The organism is Bacillus cereus group sp. BfR-BA-01382 (assembly GCF_022663475.1).
In the GTDB taxonomy this organism is placed as follows: domain Bacteria; phylum Bacillota; class Bacilli; order Bacillales; family Bacillaceae_G; genus Bacillus_A; species Bacillus_A thuringiensis_S.
In genome coordinates, this window is sequence record NZ_JAKUFQ010000001.1 from 107,394 (window position 1) to 128,676 (window position 21,283).

Consider the following 21,283-nt stretch of genomic DNA (forward strand, 5'->3'; position numbering starts at 1 on the left):
AGGAGGAAAATCTGTGTCAATTCAAAAAATTGATGGAAAACGTTTATCACAAATGATCATGCAAGGAGCGAATAATTTAACAAATAATGTTCAGCTTGTTGATGCATTAAACGTATTTCCAGTTCCAGATGGCGATACCGGTACAAACATGAACTTATCTATGACTTCAGGTGCGCGTGAAGTGAAAGCAAATCCTTCACAGCATGCTGGTAAAGTCGGCGTAAGTTTAGCCAAAGGATTATTAATGGGAGCTCGTGGTAACTCTGGAGTTATTCTATCTCAGTTGTTCCGTGGTTTCTCTAAATCCATTGAACAAAAAGAAGAATTAACAACAGTTGATTTTGCTGCAGCACTAGAAGCTGGAGTAGAGGCGGCTTATAAAGCGGTTATGAAACCGATTGAAGGAACGATTTTAACGGTTGCAAGAGAAACGGGTAAATATGCAGTAACAGTTGCGAAAAAACAGCGCGACTTTGTTTTGTTTATGGAAGACGTTGTGAAAGAAGCAAACGCATCGTTAAATCGTACGCCAGATTTATTACCTGTATTAAAACAAGTTGGCGTTGTAGATAGCGGTGGTAAAGGTCTTGTAGTGGTATACGAAGGATTTTTAGCTGACTTAAAAGGAGAAACGATTTCTTCTGATGCACCGACGCAAACATCTATGAATGAGATGGTACGCGCAGAACATCACCGTAGTGTACAAAGCCAATTGAGTACAGAAGATATTAAGTATGGATATTGTACGGAGTTCATGGTGAAATTAGAGGCTGAAAAGGTGAAAGAGCATAATTTCTCTGAACAAAAATTCCGTGAAGATATTAGTGTATATGGTGATTCTCTACTAGTTGTGTCTGATGATGAAATTGTAAAAGTTCATATCCACGCAGAACATCCTGGAGACGCTATGAACTACGGGCAAAAATACGGTAGTTTAATTAAGATTAAAGTAGAAAATATGCGTGAACAGCATACTGCTTTATTAGATGAACCTGCTATGGTTCCTGAACAACCAGCTCAATCGAAAGAAAAACAACCATATGGTATCGTAACTGTGGCAATGGGGTCTGGTATTAAAACTTTATTTGAGAGCATCGGCGCAACGAAAGTTATCGAAGGTGGTCAAACGATGAATCCAAGTACGGAGGATATCGTGAAGGCAATTGAAGAAGCAAATGCTGAAAAAATCATTATTTTACCGAATAACGGAAATATTGTAATGGCAGCAGAACAAGCGGCATCAGTTGTAGATCAAGAAGTTATTGTTGTTCGTTCGAAAACAGTTCCTCAAGGTATGGCAGCAATGTTAGCATTTAACCCAGTTGGAACGTTAGAAGAGAATGAAGAAAACATGCAAGAAGCTTTATCTCATGTGAAAACAGGTCAAATTACGTATGCTGTACGTGATACGGAAATTGATGGTGTAGCAATTCAAAAAGATGACTTCATGTGTATTGCAGATGGAAAAATTGTATCTACAAATGCTGAAAAAGTAGGAGCTGCGAAGCAATTACTAGAAGCGCTTATTGATGAAGATTCTGAAATCGTAACGATTCTACAAGGTGAAGATGCAACTGACGAAGAAGTAGCGGAGTTAGTTGAATTTGTAGAAGAGAAATTTGAAGATGCAGAAGTAGAAGTGCATGCTGGAAACCAACCAGTGTATTCTTTCATCTTCTCTGTAGAATAAGATAAGATTCGTTTTGAAAATAAATGGATTACTTACTTGCTAATGGATAAGGAGTAGTAATATGAAGTTTATTACTAGTTTTTATTCAAAAGGCTAGCATATTGAAGAGAGAAAAGAGCCTTGCTGCTAATAGTGAGGCTCTTTTTTACTTGTTTTATATAAGGGATTTGAGTAGTTTCTCTTAGAATGCCTATGATAGAATATATAAGGTGAAAGAGAGCGATTACAGATGCTAATTGGTACTCAAATAAAATGCAATAAAGAAAATAATGTGACGGGGTGTGAGAATCTTGAATGATGTTGTACAAGTTCCTGTTACGGATGTAAAGGGGATCGGAGGAGAAACATCTGAGTTACTACATGAGATGGGGATTTATACAGTTTCTCATCTATTAGAACATTTTCCGTACCGTTATGAAGATTATGCGATGAAAGATCTTGCTGAAGTAAAGCATGATGAACGTGTAACGGTTGAAGGGAAGGTTCATAGTGCTCCTTTGCTGCAATATTATGGTAAGAAGAAATCGCGTCTAACAGTTCGTGTTCTCGTCGGTCGTTATTTAATTACGGCGGTATGTTTTAATAGGCCTTACTATAAGCAAAAATTAACGTTAGATGAAACGGTAACGATTACTGGTAAATGGGATCAACATCGTCAAACAATTGCTGTATCAGAACTTCATTTTGGGCCAGTTGTACGTCAACAAGAAGTGGAGCCAGTTTACTCAGTAAAGGGGAAACTTACAGTAAAACAGATGCGTCGTTTTATTGCTCAAGCGTTAAAGGAATATGGAGATTCTATAGTCGAAGTGTTACCGGATGGTTTGTTAGGCCGGTATAAATTATTACCAAGATATGAAGCACTTAAGGCTTTGCATTTTCCGGTAGGACAGGAGGATTTAAAGCAAGCGCGTCGCCGTTTTGTATATGAGGAATTTTTCTTATTTCAGCTGAAAATGCAAACGCTGAGGAAAATGGAGAGGGAAAATTCAAAAGGGACGAAGAAAGAGATTCCGTCAGTAGAATTACAAGAATTTATCGATGCACTGCCGTTTCCGTTAACGGGTGCGCAGCGCCGAGTTGTAGATGAAATTTTAAAAGATATGACATCTCCTTATCGGATGAACCGACTATTACAAGGTGACGTTGGTTCTGGGAAAACAGTTGTTGCTGCGATTGGCCTTTATGCATCGAAATTAGCTCATTATCAAGGTGCTTTAATGGTTCCTACAGAAATTTTAGCTGAGCAACATTATCAGTCGCTTGCTGAAACGTTTTCGCATTTTGGTATGAAGGTGGAACTGCTAACAAGTTCTGTTAAAGGTGCGAGACGACGAGACATTTTAGCGAAGTTAGAACAAGGAGAAATAGATATTCTTGTTGGAACGCACGCTTTAATTCAAGATGAAGTTATATTTCATAGGTTGGGTCTCGTTATTACGGATGAACAGCATCGATTTGGTGTAGCGCAGCGCCGAGTTTTACGGGAGAAAGGTGAAAGTCCAGATGTATTATTTATGACAGCGACACCAATTCCGCGTACGCTTGCAATTACTGCATTTGGAGAGATGGATGTTTCAATAATCGATGAGATGCCAGCAGGGAGAAAGGTGATTGAAACATACTGGGCAAAACATGATATGTTAGATCGCGTCCTCGGTTTTGTTGAGAAGGAGATAAAAAAAGGAAGACAGGCATACGTTATTTGTCCTCTAATTGAAGAATCTGAGAAACTTGATGTGCAAAATGCTATCGACTTACATAGTATGCTGACGCATCATTACCAAGGGAAATGCCAAGTTGGATTGATGCATGGGAGATTATCGTCTCAGGAAAAAGAAGAGATAATGGGACAGTTTAGTGAAAATAAAGTGCAAATTCTTGTATCGACAACAGTTGTTGAGGTTGGTGTGAACGTACCGAATGCGACTGTGATGGTTATTTATGATGCAGAACGTTTCGGTTTATCGCAGCTTCATCAGCTTAGAGGGCGTGTCGGGCGTGGTAGTGAACAATCATATTGTTTATTAATAGCAGACCCTAAATCAGAAACAGGAAAAGAAAGAATGCGCATAATGACTGAAACAAATGATGGATTTGTATTGTCAGAAAAAGATTTAGAATTACGAGGTCCTGGAGATTTCTTTGGGAGTAAGCAAAGTGGCTTACCGGAATTTAAGGTTGCTGACATGGTACACGATTATCGAGCGTTAGAAACAGCAAGGCAAGATGCGGCGATACTAGTAGAGTCAGAAGCATTTTGGCACAATGATCAATACGCTGCCTTGCGTACGTATCTTGATGGGACAGGTGTGTTCCAAGGAGAGAAGCTCGATTAAAGGGAGTCAACAAAAAAATTGTTGCATTCTACTTTCAATGATTATATACTACTGTTAGTACCTAGTCATAAAAATGGATGGTGCGGTATGAAGAAAAGAAGAAGTAAAAAAGAAAGACAAGAATTATTACAACAAACAATCGAATCAAATCCTTTTATTACGGATGAAGATTTAGCGGAAAAATTTCAAGTGAGTATACAAACAGTACGACTGGATCGTATGGAATTGTCTATTCCTGAATTAAGAGAGAGAATTAAACATGTAGCTACAAAGCAACATGAAGAAGATGTGAAATCTTTACCGTTAGAAGAGGTTGTCGGAGAAATTATTGATATTGAATTAGATAGACATGCAATCTCTATCTTTGAAGTAAAGGTAGAACATGTATTTAAAAGAAATCAAATTGCCCGTGGGCATCATCTGTTTGCGCAAGCAAACTCACTAGCTGTTGCGGTTATTGATGAAGAATTAGCTTTAACTGCAAAGTCTACCATTCGATATATTCGTCCTGTAAAATTAGGAGAGCGTGTTGTTGCAAAAGCGCGTGTTGAAGACGTAGAGAATGATAAGGGACGGACGGTTGTCAAAGTGCGTAGCTTCGTTGGAGAAGAACTTGTTTTTACAGGCACTTTTGAAATGTATCGATCTAGTAATTATAGTGAGGAAGGTAACAACTTATGAAAATCGCAATAGATGCAATGGGCGGAGATCACGCTCCAAAGGCTGTAGTATTAGGGGCAATGAAAGCTATTAAGGAATATTCTGATTTACATATTACGTTAGTAGGGAAAGAAGAGGAAATTCGTCAATACTTAACGAGTGATGAACGAATTACTATTCTTCATACAGACGAAAAAATAGAATCGACGGAAGAACCAGTAAGAGCGGTTCGTCGAAAAAAACAAGCTTCAATGGTACTTGCGGCACAGCAAGTAAAGGATGGAGAAGCAGACGCTTGTATATCCGCAGGTAGCACAGGAGCTTTAATGGCAGCTGGATTATTTGTTGTCGGTCGTATGGAAGGAATTGAGCGACCAGCTTTATCGCCTACAATGCCAACTGTAGATGGAAAAGGTTTTGTTATGTTAGATGTTGGAGCAAATGTTGATGCAAAACCAATTCATTTATATCAATATGCAGTAATGGGATCTGTTTATGCTGAGAAGGTAAGAGGAATTGAAAATCCTCGTGTTGGACTATTAAACGTTGGAACAGAGGATGGAAAAGGAAACGAGCTTTCAAAGCAAGTATTTGCAATGCTTAAGGATGCGCCAATTAATTTCGTTGGGAACGTTGAATCGAGAGATTTATTGCAAGGTGTAGCAGATGTTGTTGTATGTGATGGTTTCACAGGGAATGTAGCGTTGAAATCATTAGAAGGAACAGCACTTGCGCTATTCTCTATGTTGAAAGAACAACTAATGAGTTCGTTTACGAGCAAATTAGCAGCGGCGGTATTAAAGCCAAAACTTATGGTATTAAAAGATAAAATGGATTATTCGGAGTATGGGGGAGCTGCATTATTTGGATTGAAAGCACCTGTCATTAAGGCTCACGGTTCTTCTAATGACCAGTCGATATTTAGTGCGATTCGTCAAACGAGAGAAATGGTAGCGAAAGAAGTAATTCCTACAATTTCAAGCGTAATGGAGAAAGAGTCACTCCAATAAGAGGAGGATTTGAAATGGGAAAAATAGCATTTCTTTTTCCAGGCCAAGGTTCACAGGCAGTTGGAATGGGTAAACAATTAGCAGAGAATAATAAAGAGGTTGCAAAAGTGTTTGCAAAAGCAGATGAGGTGTTACAAGATTCACTTTCAGAAGTGATTTTTGAAGGACCGCAGGAAAAGCTTACATTAACAACAAATGCTCAGCCTGCATTATTAACAACGAGTTTTGCTATTTTGACAGCTTTGAAAGAGTATGACATTACACCTAACTTTGTCGCTGGTCATAGTTTAGGTGAATATAGCGCTCTTGTAGCAGCTGGTGCATTAACTTTTGAAGATGCTGTATATGCTGTAAGGAAACGTGGCGAATATATGGAAGAAGCTGTTCCAGACGGGGAAGGTGCGATGGCAGCTATATTAGGTGCTGACCTAGATATGCTGAAACAAGTTACAGAAGAAGTAACAAGTGAAGGATATGCAGTGCAAATCGCTAATATGAATAGTACGAAGCAAATTGTGATTTCTGGAACGAAGCAAGGTGTAGAGGTTGCTTCTCAAAGAGCGAAAGAAAATGGTGCAAAGAGAGCAATTCCACTAAAAGTAAGTGGGCCTTTCCATTCTTCACTTATGAAGCCGGCAGCTGAGAAGTTCCAAAGTGTTTTAAATGAAATTACAATTCATGACACGAATATTCCTGTTATTGCAAATGTTACAGCGGATGTTATTACACGTGGTGCAGACATTCAAGAAAAGTTAATCGAACAGCTTTATTCGCCTGTATTATGGTACCCGTCTATTGAATGTATGGTGCAGCAGGGAGTAGATACATTTATTGAAATTGGACCTGGAAAAGTACTTGCTGGACTTATGAAGTCGATTGATTCATCAGTGAAAGCATATGCGATATATGATGAAGAGACATTAAAAGATACCATTTCAAATTTGAGAGGAGAAAACTCATGTTAAAAGGGAAGGTAGCATTAGTAACTGGCGCTTCACGTGGAATTGGTCGCGCGATTGCGATCGATTTAGCGAAACAAGGGGCAAATGTAGTAGTGAATTATGCAGGTAATGAACAAAAAGCAAATGAAGTAGTAGATGAAATTAAGAAATTAGGTTCTGATGCAATTGCGGTAAGAGCAGATGTTGCAAATGCTGATGATGTTACAAATATGGTGAAACAAACAGTAGATACATTTGGACAAGTTGATATTCTTGTAAATAATGCTGGTGTAACAAAAGATAATTTATTAATGCGTATGAAAGAAGAAGAATGGGATACAGTTATTAATACAAACTTAAAAGGTGTATTCTTATGTACAAAAGCAGTATCTCGCTATATGATGCGTCAACGTCACGGTAGAATTATAAATATCGCTTCGGTTGTTGGTGTTATAGGAAACCCAGGGCAAGCTAATTATGTTGCTGCTAAAGCGGGTGTTATTGGATTAACAAAAACATCTGCAAAAGAGTTAGCAAGTCGAAATATTACAGTGAATGCAATTGCGCCGGGCTTTATTGCGACTGATATGACAGATGTACTAGATGAGAATATTAAAGCAGAAATGTTAAAAGTTATTCCAGCTGCTCAATTTGGTGAAGCGCAAGATATCGCGAATGCTGTAACGTTTTTTGCTTCTGATCAAAGCAAATATGTTACAGGTCAAACGTTAAATGTTGATGGCGGTATGGTAATGTAATAAAAGAATCGATTTCACCTAGTTTTTTTGGTCAATATTTAATATAATATTTGAGGGGAGGTGAATGGAATGGCAGATGTTTTAGAGCGCGTAACAAAAATCATCGTTGATCGTTTAGGAGTAGAAGAGACTGAGGTAGTACCAGCTGCAAGCTTCAAGGAAGATTTAGGAGCAGACTCCCTAGATGTAGTAGAACTTGTAATGCAATTAGAAGATGAATTCGAAATGGAAATTTCTGATGAAGATGCTGAAAAGATTGCTACTGTTGGCGATGCTGTGACTTACATAGAGAGTCATCTATAATGCTTAAGTGAAGTCCCGTTTTTTAGCGGGGCTTTCTGGCTTATATCTGGAGGGACCTATGCCGTACCGAAAATATAGAGAAAAAAAATACGAAACAAAATATCGTGAAGCATTTAAAGTGTTTCAAGAAAAGATAGGTATTACGTTTACAGATGAAAAATTATTGATTCAAGCATTTACGCATTCATCGTATGTGAATGAGCATCGAAAAAAACCGCATGAAGATAACGAGCGTCTTGAATTTCTTGGAGATGCAGTATTGGAACTTACTGTATCGCAGTATCTGTTTCAAAAATATCCGACAATGAGCGAAGGAGAGTTAACAAAACTACGTGCAGCTATTGTATGTGAGCCATCTCTTGTTCGTTTTGCGAACGAATTGTCATTTGGTAGCCTTGTTTTATTAGGAAAAGGTGAAGAAATGACAGGTGGACGTGAACGACCGGCTTTATTAGCGGATGTCTTTGAAGCGTTTATTGGTGCCCTTTATCTTGATCAAGGGTTAGAAACAGTTTGGGAATTCTTAAAAGAAATTGTATATCCGAAAATTAATGAGGGTGCTTTTTCTCATGTGATGGATTATAAGAGTCAGTTACAAGAATTGATTCAGCGTGATGGTAGTGGCAATGTTGAGTATCAAATTTTGCAAGAAAAAGGACCAGCTCACAATCGAGAATTTGTGTCACGTGTTACGTTAAATAACGTAGCTTTAGGTCTTGGTAGTGGTAAGTCGAAAAAAGAAGCAGAGCAACAAGCTGCTGCAGAAGCATTGAAAAAATTAAAAGAACAACTATAAGGAATCCCCCTTTGAATGAGGGGGATTCCTTATGCATAGAATGAAACTTTCTTTTTGTTTGTGAATAAAAGGAAGGGAAATCCGTATGATAGCTCGTTTTTGTATAGATAACAGTTATAGCAACGGAGAATAGGAGGAAGGCCTTTCGTGTTTTTAAAAAGATTAGAAATAGCAGGATTTAAGTCTTTTGCTGAGCGTGTATCTGTTGATTTTGTCCCAGGTGTAACTTCTGTAGTAGGCCCTAATGGAAGCGGGAAAAGTAATATTACTGATGCGATTCGCTGGGTACTTGGTGAACAATCTGCAAAATCATTACGTGGTGCAAAGATGGAGGATATTATTTTTGCAGGCAGTGATACGAGGAGAGCGGTTAATGTTGCTGAAGTAACAATAACTTTAAATAATGAAGATCAACGTTTACCAATTGAATACAATGAGGTGTGTGTAACACGTCGTGTATCTCGTTCAGGTGATAGTGATTTTTATATTAATAAACAATCATGTAGATTGAAAGATATTATCGATTTATTTATGGACTCTGGTATGGGAAGAGAAGCTTTTTCAATTATTAGCCAGGGAAAAGTGGAAGAGATTTTAAGTAGTAAGTCAGAAGAGCGTCGAGGTGTATTTGAAGAAGCGGCAGGCGTACTGAAATACAAACTTCGCAAAAAGAAAGCTGAAGGGAAGTTAGCAGAAACACAAGAAAACTTAAATCGTGTACAAGATATAATTCATGAATTAAGTAGTCAAGTAGAACCTTTAGAAAGACAAGCTTCTATTGCGAAAGATTATCTTGAGAATAAAGAAGAATTAGAGAAAGTAGAAGCTGCGCTTATTGTACATGAAATTGAAGAATTGCATGAGAAATGGGAAGCGCTTCGAAATCAGTTTGGGCATAATAAAGACGAAGAAGCTAAAATGTCAACGGATTTACAAAAAAGTGAAGAAGAGCTTGAGGAATTACGAGGACAATTACAAGCGGTAGATGAGTCTGTAGATTCGTTGCAAGAAGTACTTCTTCTTTCTAGTAAAGAGCTAGAAAAACTAGAAGGACAGCGCGAGTTGTTAAAAGAGAGAAAGCAAAATGCTACGACGCATTGTGCGCAACTTGAGCAGTTAATTGTTGAATTAACAGAGAAAGCTAAAAGTTACGATGGTGAAATTGCGTCAAGTACAGAAGCTTTAATGCAATTTGTGAATGAAGTAAAAGAGTTAGAGCAAAAATTGCATGATAATGAGCAACTGCTTGCTACTTTTGCTGACAATTTAGAGGAACAGATTGAGAATTTAAAAGGTGACTATATTGAACTTTTAAATCAACAAGCTAGTCATCGCAATGAATTATCTATGATTGAAGAACAATCTAAACAGCAAACGTCTAAAAACGAGCGGCTGGATGAAGAGAATGCGAAATATGTAGAAATGCGTATGGAAATTACAGCGAAAAAGACGAAACTTGTAGAAAATTACGAACAAGTGAAAGAAAAAGTAGCTGGCATCCTCTCAAACATACAGAAGACAGAGGCGGCGCTCGGGAAATGTAAGACGCAGTATAGTGAAAATGAAACAAAACTGTATCAAGCATATCAATTTGTGCAACAGGCACGTTCTCGAAAAGAAATGCTTGAAGAGATGCAAGAAGATTATTCTGGCTTCTATCAAGGTGTACGTGAAGTATTGAAAGCTAGAGAAAATAGGTTGCAAGGTATCGAGGGTGCTGTTGCGGAACTGTTAACGGTACCTAAAGAATACGAAGTTGCAATGGAAATCGCTCTAGGTGCAGCGATGCAGCACATTGTTGTACAAACAGAGGAACATGCTCGTAATGCAATTGCATTTTTAAAGCAAAATAAACATGGGCGTGCAACGTTTTTACCGCAAGCTGTTATTAAAAGTAGGTCGTTATCATTTGAGCAATTACGCATTGTAAATCAACACCCATCGTTTGTAGGTGTGGCGGCAGAACTTGTGCAGTACAATAATAAATATGAAAATGTAGTTTCAAATTTATTAGGTACTGTTATTGTTGCGAAAGATTTACGCGGAGCAAATGAGTTGGCGAAACAACTGCAATACCGTTATCGCATTGTAACAATCGAAGGGGACGTAGTGAATCCTGGCGGTTCTATGACTGGTGGAGCGGTAAAACAAGCGAAATCTTCTTTATTAGGACGCCAACGTGAACTGGAAGAGTGGACTCGCAAGTTAACTGATATGGAAGAAAAAACAACGAAGTTAGAAAACTTTGTTAAAGCAGTAAAACAAGAGATTCAAGAAAAAGAAGTGAAAATACGCGAACTAAGGCAAACTGTAGAAGCAGAGCGTGTAGATGAGCAGAAATTAAGAGAAGAGATTAATCGTTTAGAATTAGAAGAACATCGTATTAATGACCGCTTGTCTATTTATGATTTAGAGATTGAAGGTTTTTTACAAGATCGAGTAAAAACACAAGGGCGTAAAGAGGCGTTAGAAGGGATTTTAACGAATCTTCAAGCTGATATCACAGAGTTAGATAGTAAAATTGCAGCTTTAACAAAACAAAAAAGTGAGCAACATTCTTCAAAAGAAAAAGTTCAAAAAGAAATGACTGAGTTAAAAGTGCTGGTAGCTGAAAAGCAACAACGCTTATCTAATCAAAAAGAAAAAGTTGAACGATTTACGAAGGAAAAAGAAGAAACGGATGCGACACTTGTAAAAACGAAAGAGGATTTAGCTTTCTTAAAACAAGAAATGACATCTAATTCAAGTGGTGAAGAGCAAATTACGAATATGATTGAGAAGAAAGCGTATGATCGTAATCAAACTTCAGAATTAATTCGCTCTCGTCGCGAACAACGTGTCTCGTTGCAAGAGAGAGTAGAACATTTAGAGCGTAATTTGAAAGAAACGACAGGTAAACATAAATATATTATTGAAATGTTGAAAGATCAAGAAGTGAAAATAAACCGACTTGATGTAGAGTTGGAAAATAGATTACAACATTTACGTGAAACATATACGATTTCATTTGAAGCGGCAAAACTAAAATATACAATGACAATGCCTGCAGAAGATGCGCGTAAGAAAGTAAAATTAATCAAATTATCCATAGAAGAGTTAGGTACAGTGAACCTAGGGGCAATTGATGAATATGAACGCGTAGCGGAGCGTCATACATTTTTACTAGAGCAGAGAGACGACCTAGAAGAAGCGAAAACGACATTGCACCAGCTTATTACCGAAATGGATGAAGAAATGAAAAAACGCTTTTTTACTACGTTTGAAGGCATTAGAATGGAGTTTCAATCGGTATTCTCTGAGTTATTTGGAGGCGGAAGAGCGGATTTAGTAATGACTAATCCAGAGGATTTACTAAATACGGGTATTGATATTGTAGCACAACCGCCAGGGAAGAAATTGCAGAACTTAGGTTTACTTTCAGGTGGAGAGCGTGCTTTAACGGCAATTGCGCTTTTATTTGGTATTTTAAAAGTGCGCCCAGTACCGTTCTGTGTACTAGATGAGGTAGAGGCCGCCCTTGATGAAGCGAATGTAGCTCGTTTTGCACAGTATTTAAAGAAATTTAGTGATGAGACGCAGTTTATTGTAATTACACATAGAAAAGGTACAATGGAAGAGTCTGATGTGTTGTACGGTGTAACAATGCAAGAATCAGGGGTATCTAAACTTGTTTCGGTTCGTTTAGATGCCGGAGAAGAACTTATTGCAAGTGAATAGGAAGGATGGGAAAGTATGAGTTTTTTTAAAAAACTAAAAGAAAAAATTTCAAAACAAACGGATACAGTTACAGAGAAATTTAAACACGGATTAGAAAAAACTAGAAATTCATTTGCGGATAAAGTGAATGATTTAGTGTATCGTTACCGTAAAGTGGACGAAGATTTCTTCGAAGAGTTAGAAGAAATCTTAATCGGTGCAGACGTTGGCGTCGCAACGGTAATGGAATTAATTGATCAATTGAAAGAAGAAGTACAACGTCGTAACATTCAAGATCCAAAAGAAGTACAAGCTGTTATTTCAGAAAAACTAGTAGGAATTTACAAAGGTGACAGCGATTTTAGTAACGAAATTAATATGCAAGAAGACCAATTAACGGTTGTTTTATTTGTTGGTGTTAACGGTGTAGGAAAAACGACGACAATTGGTAAACTGGCGCATAAGTTTAAATCAGAAGGTAAGTCAGTCTTATTGGCGGCAGGAGACACATTCCGTGCTGGGGCGATTGAACAATTAGAAGTATGGGGCGATCGCGTTGGTGTAGAAGTGATTAAACAAGGATCTGGATCTGATCCAGCGGCGGTTATGTATGACGCTGTACAAGCTGCAAAAGCACGTAAGGTAGATGTATTACTATGTGACACAGCAGGACGCTTGCAAAATAAAGTAAACTTAATGAAAGAGTTAGAGAAGGTGAAGCGTGTAATTGAGCGTGAAGTACCAGGTGCTCCTCATGAAGTATTGCTTGTTATTGATGCAACAACAGGACAAAACGGTTTAAGCCAAGCGAAAACATTCCGTGAAGCAACGAATGTAACAGGTATTGTTTTAACGAAGTTAGATGGAACTGCTAAAGGTGGTATTGTATTAGCGATTCGTAACGAAATTGATGTACCGGTGAAGTTTGTTGGATTAGGAGAGCAAATGGATGACTTGCAGCAGTTTGATCCAGAACAATATGTGTATGGTTTATTTGCGAACTTAGTAGAAACAGAAGAAGCGTAAGCGAAAGAAGCGGTATTTCCGCTTCTTTTTCTATAAAAATATATGATGTTAAGAAAAAAACTTGACACTCTTTTGGACTCCATGTAAACTAACTTATGTAAAGGGAAATCACTTAACAAAGGATGATCCAACATGCTCGAAAAAACAACGAGAATGAACTATTTATTTGATTTTTATCAATCGTTGTTAACGCAAAAACAAAGAAGTTATATGTCGCTTTATTATCTAGATGATTTATCTCTTGGTGAAATTGCGGAAGAATTTGATGTAAGTCGCCAAGCCGTGTATGATAACATTAAACGGACTGAAGCGATGCTTGAAGAATATGAAGAAAAATTAGTATTACTTCAAAAGTTTCAAGAGCGACAGCGACTTGTTGCAAAGCTAAAACAGCTAATCAGCGAAGAAGAGCATGTGAATGAAGAAATGAAACAAGTTGTTGAAGCTATCGAAAAATTAGATTAGGAGGGCGGCAATATGGCATTTGAAGGATTAGCCGACCGACTTCAACAGACAATGCAAAAAATCCGCGGCAAAGGAAAAGTTTCTGAAGCCGATGTGAAAGAAATGATGAGAGAAGTTCGTCTAGCTCTTTTAGAAGCAGATGTTAACTTTAAAGTAGTAAAAGATTTTGTGAAGCGTGTGTCTGAACGTGCTGTCGGACAAGATGTAATGAAAAGTTTGACACCTGGACAACAAGTAATTAAAGTTGTACAGGAAGAACTTACAGAACTTATGGGCGGAGAGCAAAGCAAAATTGCTGTTGCTAATAAGCCACCGACTGTTATTATGATGGTTGGTCTGCAAGGTGCGGGTAAAACAACGACGACAGGTAAGCTTGCGAATTTGCTTCGTAAAAAGCATAATCGTAAACCGATGCTTGTTGCAGCGGATATTTACCGTCCAGCAGCGATTAAACAGCTTGAAACATTAGGGAAGCAATTGGACATGCCTGTATTTTCTTTAGGAGATCAAGTAAGTCCTGTTGAAATTGCGAAACAAGCGATTGCAAAAGCAAAAGAAGATCATCATGATTATGTTTTAATCGATACAGCGGGTCGCCTGCATATTGATGAAGAACTAATGGATGAATTAGCGAAAGTTAAAGAAGTTGCGAAACCGGATGAAATTTTCCTTGTTGTCGATGCGATGACGGGACAAGACGCGGTAAATGTTGCACAAAGTTTCCATGAACAGTTAGGTTTAACAGGTGTTGTATTAACGAAATTAGATGGTGATACCCGCGGTGGTGCTGCATTATCTATTAAGGCTGTAACAAACACACCGATTAAATTTGCTGGTATGGGTGAAAAACTAGATGCAATTGAAGCGTTCCATCCAGAGCGTATGGCATCCCGTATTTTAGGGATGGGCGATGTCTTAACATTGATTGAAAAAGCGCAAGCTACAGTTGATGAAGAGAAAGCAAAAGAACTTGAGCAAAAAATGCGTACGCTTTCGTTTACGCTTGACGATTTCCTAGAACAACTTGGACAAGTGCGTCAACTTGGACCGCTTGATGAATTGTTAGGAATGCTTCCTGGTGCAAATAAAATTAAAGGGCTGAAAAATGCGCAAGTTGATGAAAAACAAATTGGGCATATTGAGGCAATTATTCGTTCTATGACTAAATTAGAACGAGAACAACCGGAAATAATCAATGCTAGTCGCAAAAAGCGCATTGCCAAAGGTAGCGGTACAACTGTACAAGAAATCAATCGTCTAATTAAGCAATTCGATGACATGAAAAAAATGATGAAGACGATGACGGGAATGCAAAAAGGCAAGAAAAAAGGACTAGGTGGATTGAAGTTTCCATTCATGTAAGGAAAAAAAGATGGCTCTGTTAAGAAAAAATACTTTACAAAGCAATAGTCTTTTTGCTAATATAATTATCTGTGTGAAATAAATTCGGAGGTGCTTTATAAATGGCAGTTAAAATTCGTTTAAAACGTATGGGAGCTAAAAAAACTCCTTTCTATCGTGTAGTTGTTGCAGATTCTCGTTCTCCTCGTGACGGACGTTTCATTGAGGAAATCGGAACTTACAATCCAGTTGCTCAACCAGCTGAAGTTAAGATCGACGAAGAAGCAGCATTAAAATGGTTAGGAAATGGTGCTAAACCATCTGATACAGTTCGTAACTTATTCTCTAACCAAGGTATCATGGAGAAATTCCACTTATCTAAACAAGGTAAGTAATTGAGGCAATGACTATGAAGAAGTTAGTCGAGACGATTGTCAAGCCTCTTGTCGATCATCCTGAAGATGTAAAAGTTACACAGGAACTTTGCAACGGAGAGATAAAGTATCGATTAACTGTACATCCTGAGGATGTTGGAAAAGTCATTGGAAAGCAAGGGAGAGTTGCGAAAGCGATTCGAATGCTCTTGTATTCAGTGGGACATCATAATGATGAAAAAGTAACACTGGAAATTCAATAAACGTAAAAAGGGCGAGGAGTTATTCCTCTCCCTTTTTTAACATTTAAATAGAGATTGCATGTTCCATCTATGAAATGGAGATGCTTAATTTATATAGAAACCAGGGGTGACATACTATTTATGACAAAGTGGTTTAACGTAGGGAAAATTGTAAATACTCATGGAGTAAGAGGAGAAATCCGTGTGATTTCTCGTACTGATTTTCCAGAAGAGCGATATAAAGTAGGAAACACGCTATACATATCGAATGAGAAAGACACAGACTATCTTCCAGTGAAGGTAACTTCTCATCGCCAACATAAGACATTCGATTTATTAACATTTGAAGGATATAACAATGTAGATGAAGTAGAGAAGTTTAAAGGTTCTTTAATAAAAGTACCGGAAGAGCAGTTAGGTGAACTTGCTGAAGGTGAATACTACTATCACGAAATTATTGGTTGCAGCGTTGTAACGGAAGAAGGAGAAGCGCTAGGGACAATCAAAGAGATTCTCTCTCCTGGTGCAAATGATGTTTGGGTGATTAAACGTCCGAAGGGTCAAGATCTCTTAATTCCTTATATTGATGACGTTGTACTTCAAGTTAATATTGAAAATAAATTAGTAACCATTCATGTAATGGAAGGATTGCTATAATGAAAATTGATATTTTAACGTTGTTCCCAGACATGTTTACCGGTGTATTTGGATCTTCTATATTAAAGAAGGCACAAGAAAAGGAAGCGGTAAACCTTCGTGTTGTTAACTTTCGTGATTATACAACAAGTAAGCATAATAGCGTAGACGATTATCCTTACGGCGGAGGAGCTGGTATGGTGCTTACTCCTCAGCCTATTTTTGACGCTGTAGAAGATTTGACGAAAGAGACAGAGCGTAAGCCGAGAGTTGTCTTAATGTGTCCGCAGGGCGAAAGATTTACGCAGAAGAAAGCGGAAGAGCTTGCAGGGGAAGAACATTTGATCTTTGTATGTGGGCATTATGAAGGGTATGACGAACGAATTCGTGAGCATCTCGTAACGGATGAGATTTCTATTGGTGACTATGTATTAACGGGCGGAGAATTAGCTTCTATGGTTATTACTGATAGTGTTGTACGTCTCTTGCCAGGCGTGCTAGGAAATCATGCTTCACAAGTAGAGGATTCGTTTAGTACAGGTTTATTAGAGCATCCTCATTATACACGTCCGGCTGATTTTCGTGGTATGAAGGTACCGGATGTATTAATGTCAGGGAATCATAAAAATATTGACGAATGGCGACATAAGGAATCTTTGCGCCGTACGTATACGCGTAGACCTGATTTGTTAGATGATAGAGATCTATCTAAACAAGAGAAAAAATGGCTTGAGGAAATAAAGCGAGAGCAGTAATAACTTCATATATTTGCTATTGCAACAGGCCTAGTAATATGCTATTATAACATTTGTGCTACTGAAATCAGTAGCCGTATTAACGATGTTCCGCTGTAATTTATTAAGACTTTATAAGAGCATCTGTTTAAAGGAGAGAATTTAATATGCAACAATTAATCGCAGAAATTACAAAAGGCCAATTAAAAACTGACCTTCCTTCATTCCGTCCTGGTGACACTTTACGTGTACACGTAAAAGTTGTTGAGGGAACTCGTGAAAGAATTCAGCTTTTCGAAGGTGTTGTAATTAAACGTCGTGGTGGCGGAATTAGTGAAACATTCACAGTTCGTAAGATTTCTTACGGTGTAGGTGTTGAGCGTACATTCCCAGTTCACACGCCAAGAATCGCGAAAATCGAAGTACTTCGCCGTGGTAAAGTACGTCGTGCTAAGTTATACTACTTACGTAACCTTCGCGGTAAAAAAGCACGTATTAAAGAAATTCGATAAGACATGTATGGGAGCTTGTAAATGCACAAGCTCCCTTTTTCCAATCTATATGAAATTTTGGTATAATACGAACAGCTTACATAACCGTGGAGGGGAAATGCATGAAAAAAGAGAAGAGTTCACTTTGGGAATGGATTAAAGCAATTTTGATTGCTGTTGTATTAGCTGGTGTTATTAGACAGTTTTTCTTTGCGCCAATTCTCGTAGACGGGGTATCGATGGCACCTACTTTACATGATCGTGATCGAATGATTGTAAATAAAATTGGTTATCACATTGGAGATCCGAAACGATTTGATATTATCGTATTTCGAGCAACAGAAGATAAAGATTACATTAAGCGCATTATAGGCCTACCGGGCGATGAAATAGAGTATCGTAATGATAAGCTGTATGTTAACGGAAAGGCTTATGAGGAGCCGTATTTAGACAAGCAGAAAAAGCAAATTGCTGACGGACCGCTTACATATGATTTTAATCTTGAAGAAATGACAGGCAAGAAAACCGTTCCAAAAGATCAATTATTTGTTTTAGGTGATAATCGTCGTTTTAGTAAAGATAGCCGTTCAATCGGTACGATTTCAATGGATCAAGTAATTGGTAAAGCTAATATGTTATATTGGCCGTTAGAAGACGCACGTATTGTGAAATAAATGAAAAAGAAGGTGGCAACATGGTAATTCAATGGTTTCCAGGGCATATGGCGAAGGCTAGACGCCAAGTAACGGAGAAATTAAAATTAATTGATGTTGTAATTGAACTTGTAGATGCTCGATTACCATTATCATCTCGAAACCCAATGATTGATGAAATCATTACACATAAGCCAAGGCTTGTTGTTTTAAATAAAGCGGATATGGCAGATGACCGTTTAACAAAACAATGGATCGCATATTTTAAAGAAAAAGGTCATATGGCAATTTCGATTAACGCGCAAGCTGGACAAGGTATGAAAGAAATTGCAGCAGCTTGTAAAGTGCTTGTTAAAGAAAAATTTGATAAAATGGTTGCAAAAGGTATTAGACCGAGAGCGATTCGTGCATTAATTGTAGGTATACCAAATGTTGGTAAATCTACATTAATTAATAAATTGGCAAAGAAAAATATTGCTAAAACAGGAGATCGTCCAGGTGTGACAACAGCTCAACAATGGATTAAAGTTGGGAAGGAAATGGAATTGTTAGATACGCCAGGTATTCTGTGGCCTAAATTTGAAGATCAATTAGTGGGTCTTCGCTTAGCGACGACGGGTGCAATTAAAGATTCAATTTTAAATTTACAAGATGTAGCTGTTTACGCATTACGTTTTATGGAGAAACATTATCCAGAACGCTTGAAAGAACGCTATAATTTAAATGAGATTCCAGAAGATATTGTGGAATTATTCGATGCAATTGGAAAAAATAGAGGCTGCTTAATGGGCGGCGGAATGATTGATTATGATAAGACATCTGAGCTTGTACTTCGTGAGCTTCGTGGTGGCAAACTTGGAAAAATGACGTTTGAAACACCGGAAGAGTTTGCAGAGCAAGTAGAAGATGTGGAAAAAATAGAAGAAGTATAAGACGTGCGTTTGTGCGTCTTTTCTTTTTGGATACGTTTAAAAAGGAGTTTGTATAAATGCAAAAAATGACGATAAAAGAAGCGGAAAATGTATTGAAAGAAATTATGAATGAAGAAGATGATCGCTTTCAACTGTTAATGAAAGATGAGCGAAAAGGCGTTCAAAAGCTCGTTTTGAAGTGGTATAAACAAAAAGAGTTAGAACAGAAAGAAAAAGAGAATTTTTTTGAAATGTCCAAGTATGAAAATGCTTTGCGTGAAAAAGGGGTCACATATATCGCGGGTATTGATGAAGTAGGGCGTGGCCCGTTGGCTGGGCCTGTTGTGACGGCAGCTGTCGTCCTTCCAGAGGATTTTTATATTCCAGGGTTAAATGACTCAAAAAAGCTGAGTGAAGCGAAACGTGAGCGTTTTTATGATGAAATAAAAGTACAAGCAATTGCAATTGGAGTAGGAATTGTATCACCGCAAGTTATTGATGACATTAATATTTACCAAGCAACGAAACAAGCAATGTTAGATGCAGTTGCAAATTTATCTTGTACACCCCAACATTTATTAATTGATGCGATGAAGCTTCCTACACCAATTCCGCAAACCTCAATTATTAAAGGTGATGCGAAAAGTATTTCTATTTCAGCTGCATCTATTATTGCGAAAGTAACGAGAGATCGTATGATGAAAGAACTGGGAGAAAAGTATCCTGAATACGGATTTGAGCAACATATGGGATATGGCACAAAGCAACATTTAGAGGCAATTGAAGTGCATGGAGTATTAGATGAACACCGAAAGTCATTCGCGCCAATTAAAGATATGATTCAAAAATAAGCTGTAAATATACAGCTTATTTTTTATTTTGGCATATAAACATTACTATTTTCGAAAAAGAATAAAGCGATTTCAGTTTTCTGACACTTTATTGTAGACAGCGTGCCAATCATCTTATACAATGGCAATGTAATGTTTTTTAAACATTAAAAAACTTTTCGAGTAAAACAGGAAAACAGGGGAGGATGGGACCATGAATATCCATGAGTACCAAGGTAAGGCAGTCCTTAGAAGCTATGGGGTTAGCGTTCCGAACGGGAAGGTTGCATTTACAGTAGAAGAAGCTGTAGAAGCAGCGAAAGAACTAGGAACAGATGTATGTGTAGTGAAAGCACAAATTCACGCTGGTGGACGCGGCAAAGCTGGCGGAGTAAAAGTTGCAAAAAATTTAGATGAAGTTCGTACATATGCAGAAAGCATTTTAGGAACTACACTTGTGACACATCAAACAGGTCCTGAAGGTAAGGAAGTAAAACGCTTACTTATCGAAGAAGGTTGCGATATTAAAAAAGAATATTATGTAGGTCTAGTTTTAGATCGTGCAACTTCTCAAGTTGTTTTAATGGCGTCTGAAGAAGGCGGAACAGAAATTGAAGAAGTAGCAGAAAAAACACCTGAAAAAATCTTTAAAGAATATATTGATCCAGCAGTAGGCTTACAAGGTTTCCAAGCACGCCGAATTGCATTTAACATCCATATTCCAAAAGAGCTTGTAGGACAAGCTGTGAAGTTTATGATGGGCTTATACCGTGCGTTTATCGAAAAAGATTGCTCTATCGCTGAGATTAACCCACTTGTTACAACAGGTGAAGGTAAAGTTATGGCATTAGATGCAAAATTAAACTTTGATTCTAATGCGTTATATCGCCATAAAGACATTTTAGAGCTTCGTGATCTTGATGAAGAGGATTCAAAAGAAATTGAAGCTTCAAAATACGATTTAAACTACATTCCTTTAGATGGAAATATCGGTTGTATGGTTAATGGTGCAGGTTTAGCGATGGCTACAATGGATATCATTAAACATTACCACGGTGACCCAGCTAACTTCTTAGATGTTGGTGGCGGTGCAACTGCTGAAAAAGTTACAGAAGCATTCAAAATTATCCTTTCTGACAAAAATGTAAAAGGTATCTTCGTTAACATTTTTGGTGGTATTATGAAGTGTGATGTTATTGCAGAAGGTGTTATTGAAGCAACGAAACAAGTAGGTCTTGAGTTACCTTTAGTTGTACGTCTTGAAGGTACAAACGTAGAACTAGGTAAGAAAATTTTAAATGAGTCTGGCTTAAATATTGTTGCAGCAGAATCTATGGCAGACGGTGCACAAAAAATTGTTTCACTAGTGGGCTAATAGAAAGCGGGG

General features: G+C 37.8%; 21 protein-coding genes. All 21 read left to right on the plus strand.

The annotated features are described in order from the left end of the window. Window positions 1–13: 13 nt before the first annotated feature. Window positions 14–1,690, plus strand: a complete 1,677-nt coding sequence (locus MR160_RS00550; RefSeq protein WP_000027131.1) for a DAK2 domain-containing protein — start codon at window positions 14–16, stop codon at window positions 1,688–1,690. A gap of 290 nt (window positions 1,691–1,980) precedes the next feature. Beyond that, the gene (gene recG / locus MR160_RS00555; RefSeq protein WP_001000822.1) at window positions 1,981–4,029 is read left to right on the plus strand and encodes an ATP-dependent DNA helicase RecG; all 2,049 of its coding nucleotides are present in this window, start codon (window positions 1,981–1,983) and stop codon (window positions 4,027–4,029) included. Between the two features lie 87 nt (window positions 4,030–4,116). Further along, window positions 4,117–4,710, plus strand: a complete 594-nt coding sequence (gene fapR / locus MR160_RS00560; RefSeq protein ID WP_000747349.1) for a transcription factor FapR — start codon at window positions 4,117–4,119, stop codon at window positions 4,708–4,710. Then, window positions 4,707–5,699 carry a phosphate acyltransferase PlsX gene (plsX, locus tag MR160_RS00565; protein ID WP_000684100.1) on the plus strand — a complete coding sequence of 331 codons (993 nt, stop codon included), beginning with the start codon at window positions 4,707–4,709 and terminating at the stop codon, window positions 5,697–5,699. Before fapR ends, plsX begins: the two co-directional genes overlap by 4 nt. A gap of 14 nt (window positions 5,700–5,713) precedes the next feature. Further along, entirely contained in the window at window positions 5,714–6,664 is a 951-nt protein-coding gene (gene fabD, locus MR160_RS00570; protein ID WP_242297026.1) for an ACP S-malonyltransferase, read from the plus strand. Next, complete coding sequence (gene fabG, locus MR160_RS00575; protein ID WP_000911774.1) at window positions 6,658–7,398, plus strand: 3-oxoacyl-[acyl-carrier-protein] reductase; 741 nt, start codon at window positions 6,658–6,660, stop codon at window positions 7,396–7,398. The genes fabD and fabG overlap by 7 nt, the downstream gene beginning before the upstream one ends. A 69-nt stretch (window positions 7,399–7,467) precedes the next feature. Continuing rightward, window positions 7,468–7,701, plus strand: coding sequence for an acyl carrier protein (gene acpP / locus MR160_RS00580; RefSeq protein ID WP_000786062.1), 234 nt, complete (start codon window positions 7,468–7,470; stop codon window positions 7,699–7,701). A gap of 58 nt (window positions 7,702–7,759) precedes the next feature. Beyond that, window positions 7,760–8,497, plus strand: coding sequence for a ribonuclease III (gene rncS / locus MR160_RS00585; RefSeq protein WP_001146875.1), 738 nt, complete (start codon window positions 7,760–7,762; stop codon window positions 8,495–8,497). Between the two features lie 147 nt (window positions 8,498–8,644). Beyond that, window positions 8,645–12,214, plus strand: a complete 3,570-nt coding sequence (gene smc, locus MR160_RS00590) for a chromosome segregation protein SMC (RefSeq protein ID WP_000478966.1) — start codon at window positions 8,645–8,647, stop codon at window positions 12,212–12,214. A 15-nt stretch (window positions 12,215–12,229) separates the two neighbouring features. Next, window positions 12,230–13,219, plus strand: coding sequence for a signal recognition particle-docking protein FtsY (ftsY, locus tag MR160_RS00595; RefSeq protein WP_000007640.1), 990 nt, complete (start codon window positions 12,230–12,232; stop codon window positions 13,217–13,219). Between the two features lie 132 nt (window positions 13,220–13,351). Beyond that, window positions 13,352–13,684: a putative DNA-binding protein gene (locus MR160_RS00600; RefSeq protein WP_000891062.1), complete on the plus strand. Its 333-nt coding sequence runs from the start codon at window positions 13,352–13,354 to the stop codon at window positions 13,682–13,684. Between the two features lie 12 nt (window positions 13,685–13,696). Continuing rightward, the gene (gene ffh, locus MR160_RS00605; RefSeq protein ID WP_000863460.1) at window positions 13,697–15,046 is read left to right on the plus strand and encodes a signal recognition particle protein; all 1,350 of its coding nucleotides are present in this window, start codon (window positions 13,697–13,699) and stop codon (window positions 15,044–15,046) included. A 101-nt stretch (window positions 15,047–15,147) separates the two neighbouring features. Then, window positions 15,148–15,420 carry a 30S ribosomal protein S16 gene (rpsP, locus tag MR160_RS00610; RefSeq protein ID WP_000268748.1) on the plus strand — a complete coding sequence of 91 codons (273 nt, stop codon included), beginning with the start codon at window positions 15,148–15,150 and terminating at the stop codon, window positions 15,418–15,420. Between the two features lie 14 nt (window positions 15,421–15,434). Continuing rightward, a complete protein-coding gene (locus tag MR160_RS00615; protein ID WP_000737393.1) occupies window positions 15,435–15,662 on the plus strand; it encodes a KH domain-containing protein in 228 nt (75 codons plus the stop codon). Window positions 15,663–15,782: 120 nt separating this feature from the next. After that, the gene (rimM, locus tag MR160_RS00620; RefSeq protein WP_000170272.1) at window positions 15,783–16,298 is read left to right on the plus strand and encodes a ribosome maturation factor RimM; all 516 of its coding nucleotides are present in this window, start codon (window positions 15,783–15,785) and stop codon (window positions 16,296–16,298) included. Next, window positions 16,298–17,032 carry a tRNA (guanosine(37)-N1)-methyltransferase TrmD gene (gene trmD, locus MR160_RS00625; RefSeq protein WP_000686901.1) on the plus strand — a complete coding sequence of 245 codons (735 nt, stop codon included), beginning with the start codon at window positions 16,298–16,300 and terminating at the stop codon, window positions 17,030–17,032. Before rimM ends, trmD begins: the two co-directional genes overlap by 1 nt. Before the next feature lie 146 nt (window positions 17,033–17,178). Next, window positions 17,179–17,523, plus strand: a complete 345-nt coding sequence (gene rplS, locus MR160_RS00630; protein WP_001186516.1) for a 50S ribosomal protein L19 — start codon at window positions 17,179–17,181, stop codon at window positions 17,521–17,523. Window positions 17,524–17,624: 101 nt separating this feature from the next. Continuing rightward, window positions 17,625–18,176, plus strand: coding sequence for a signal peptidase I (lepB, locus tag MR160_RS00635; RefSeq protein WP_000711853.1), 552 nt, complete (start codon window positions 17,625–17,627; stop codon window positions 18,174–18,176). Window positions 18,177–18,196: 20 nt separating this feature from the next. Further along, the gene (ylqF, locus tag MR160_RS00640; protein ID WP_000236702.1) at window positions 18,197–19,087 is read left to right on the plus strand and encodes a ribosome biogenesis GTPase YlqF; all 891 of its coding nucleotides are present in this window, start codon (window positions 18,197–18,199) and stop codon (window positions 19,085–19,087) included. Between the two features lie 56 nt (window positions 19,088–19,143). Beyond that, window positions 19,144–19,917 carry a ribonuclease HII gene (locus MR160_RS00645; RefSeq protein WP_001171121.1) on the plus strand — a complete coding sequence of 258 codons (774 nt, stop codon included), beginning with the start codon at window positions 19,144–19,146 and terminating at the stop codon, window positions 19,915–19,917. 193 nt (window positions 19,918–20,110) lie between these two features. After that, window positions 20,111–21,271 carry an ADP-forming succinate--CoA ligase subunit beta gene (gene sucC, locus MR160_RS00650; protein WP_001020784.1) on the plus strand — a complete coding sequence of 387 codons (1,161 nt, stop codon included), beginning with the start codon at window positions 20,111–20,113 and terminating at the stop codon, window positions 21,269–21,271. The last annotated feature ends 12 nt before the right edge of the window (window positions 21,272–21,283 follow it).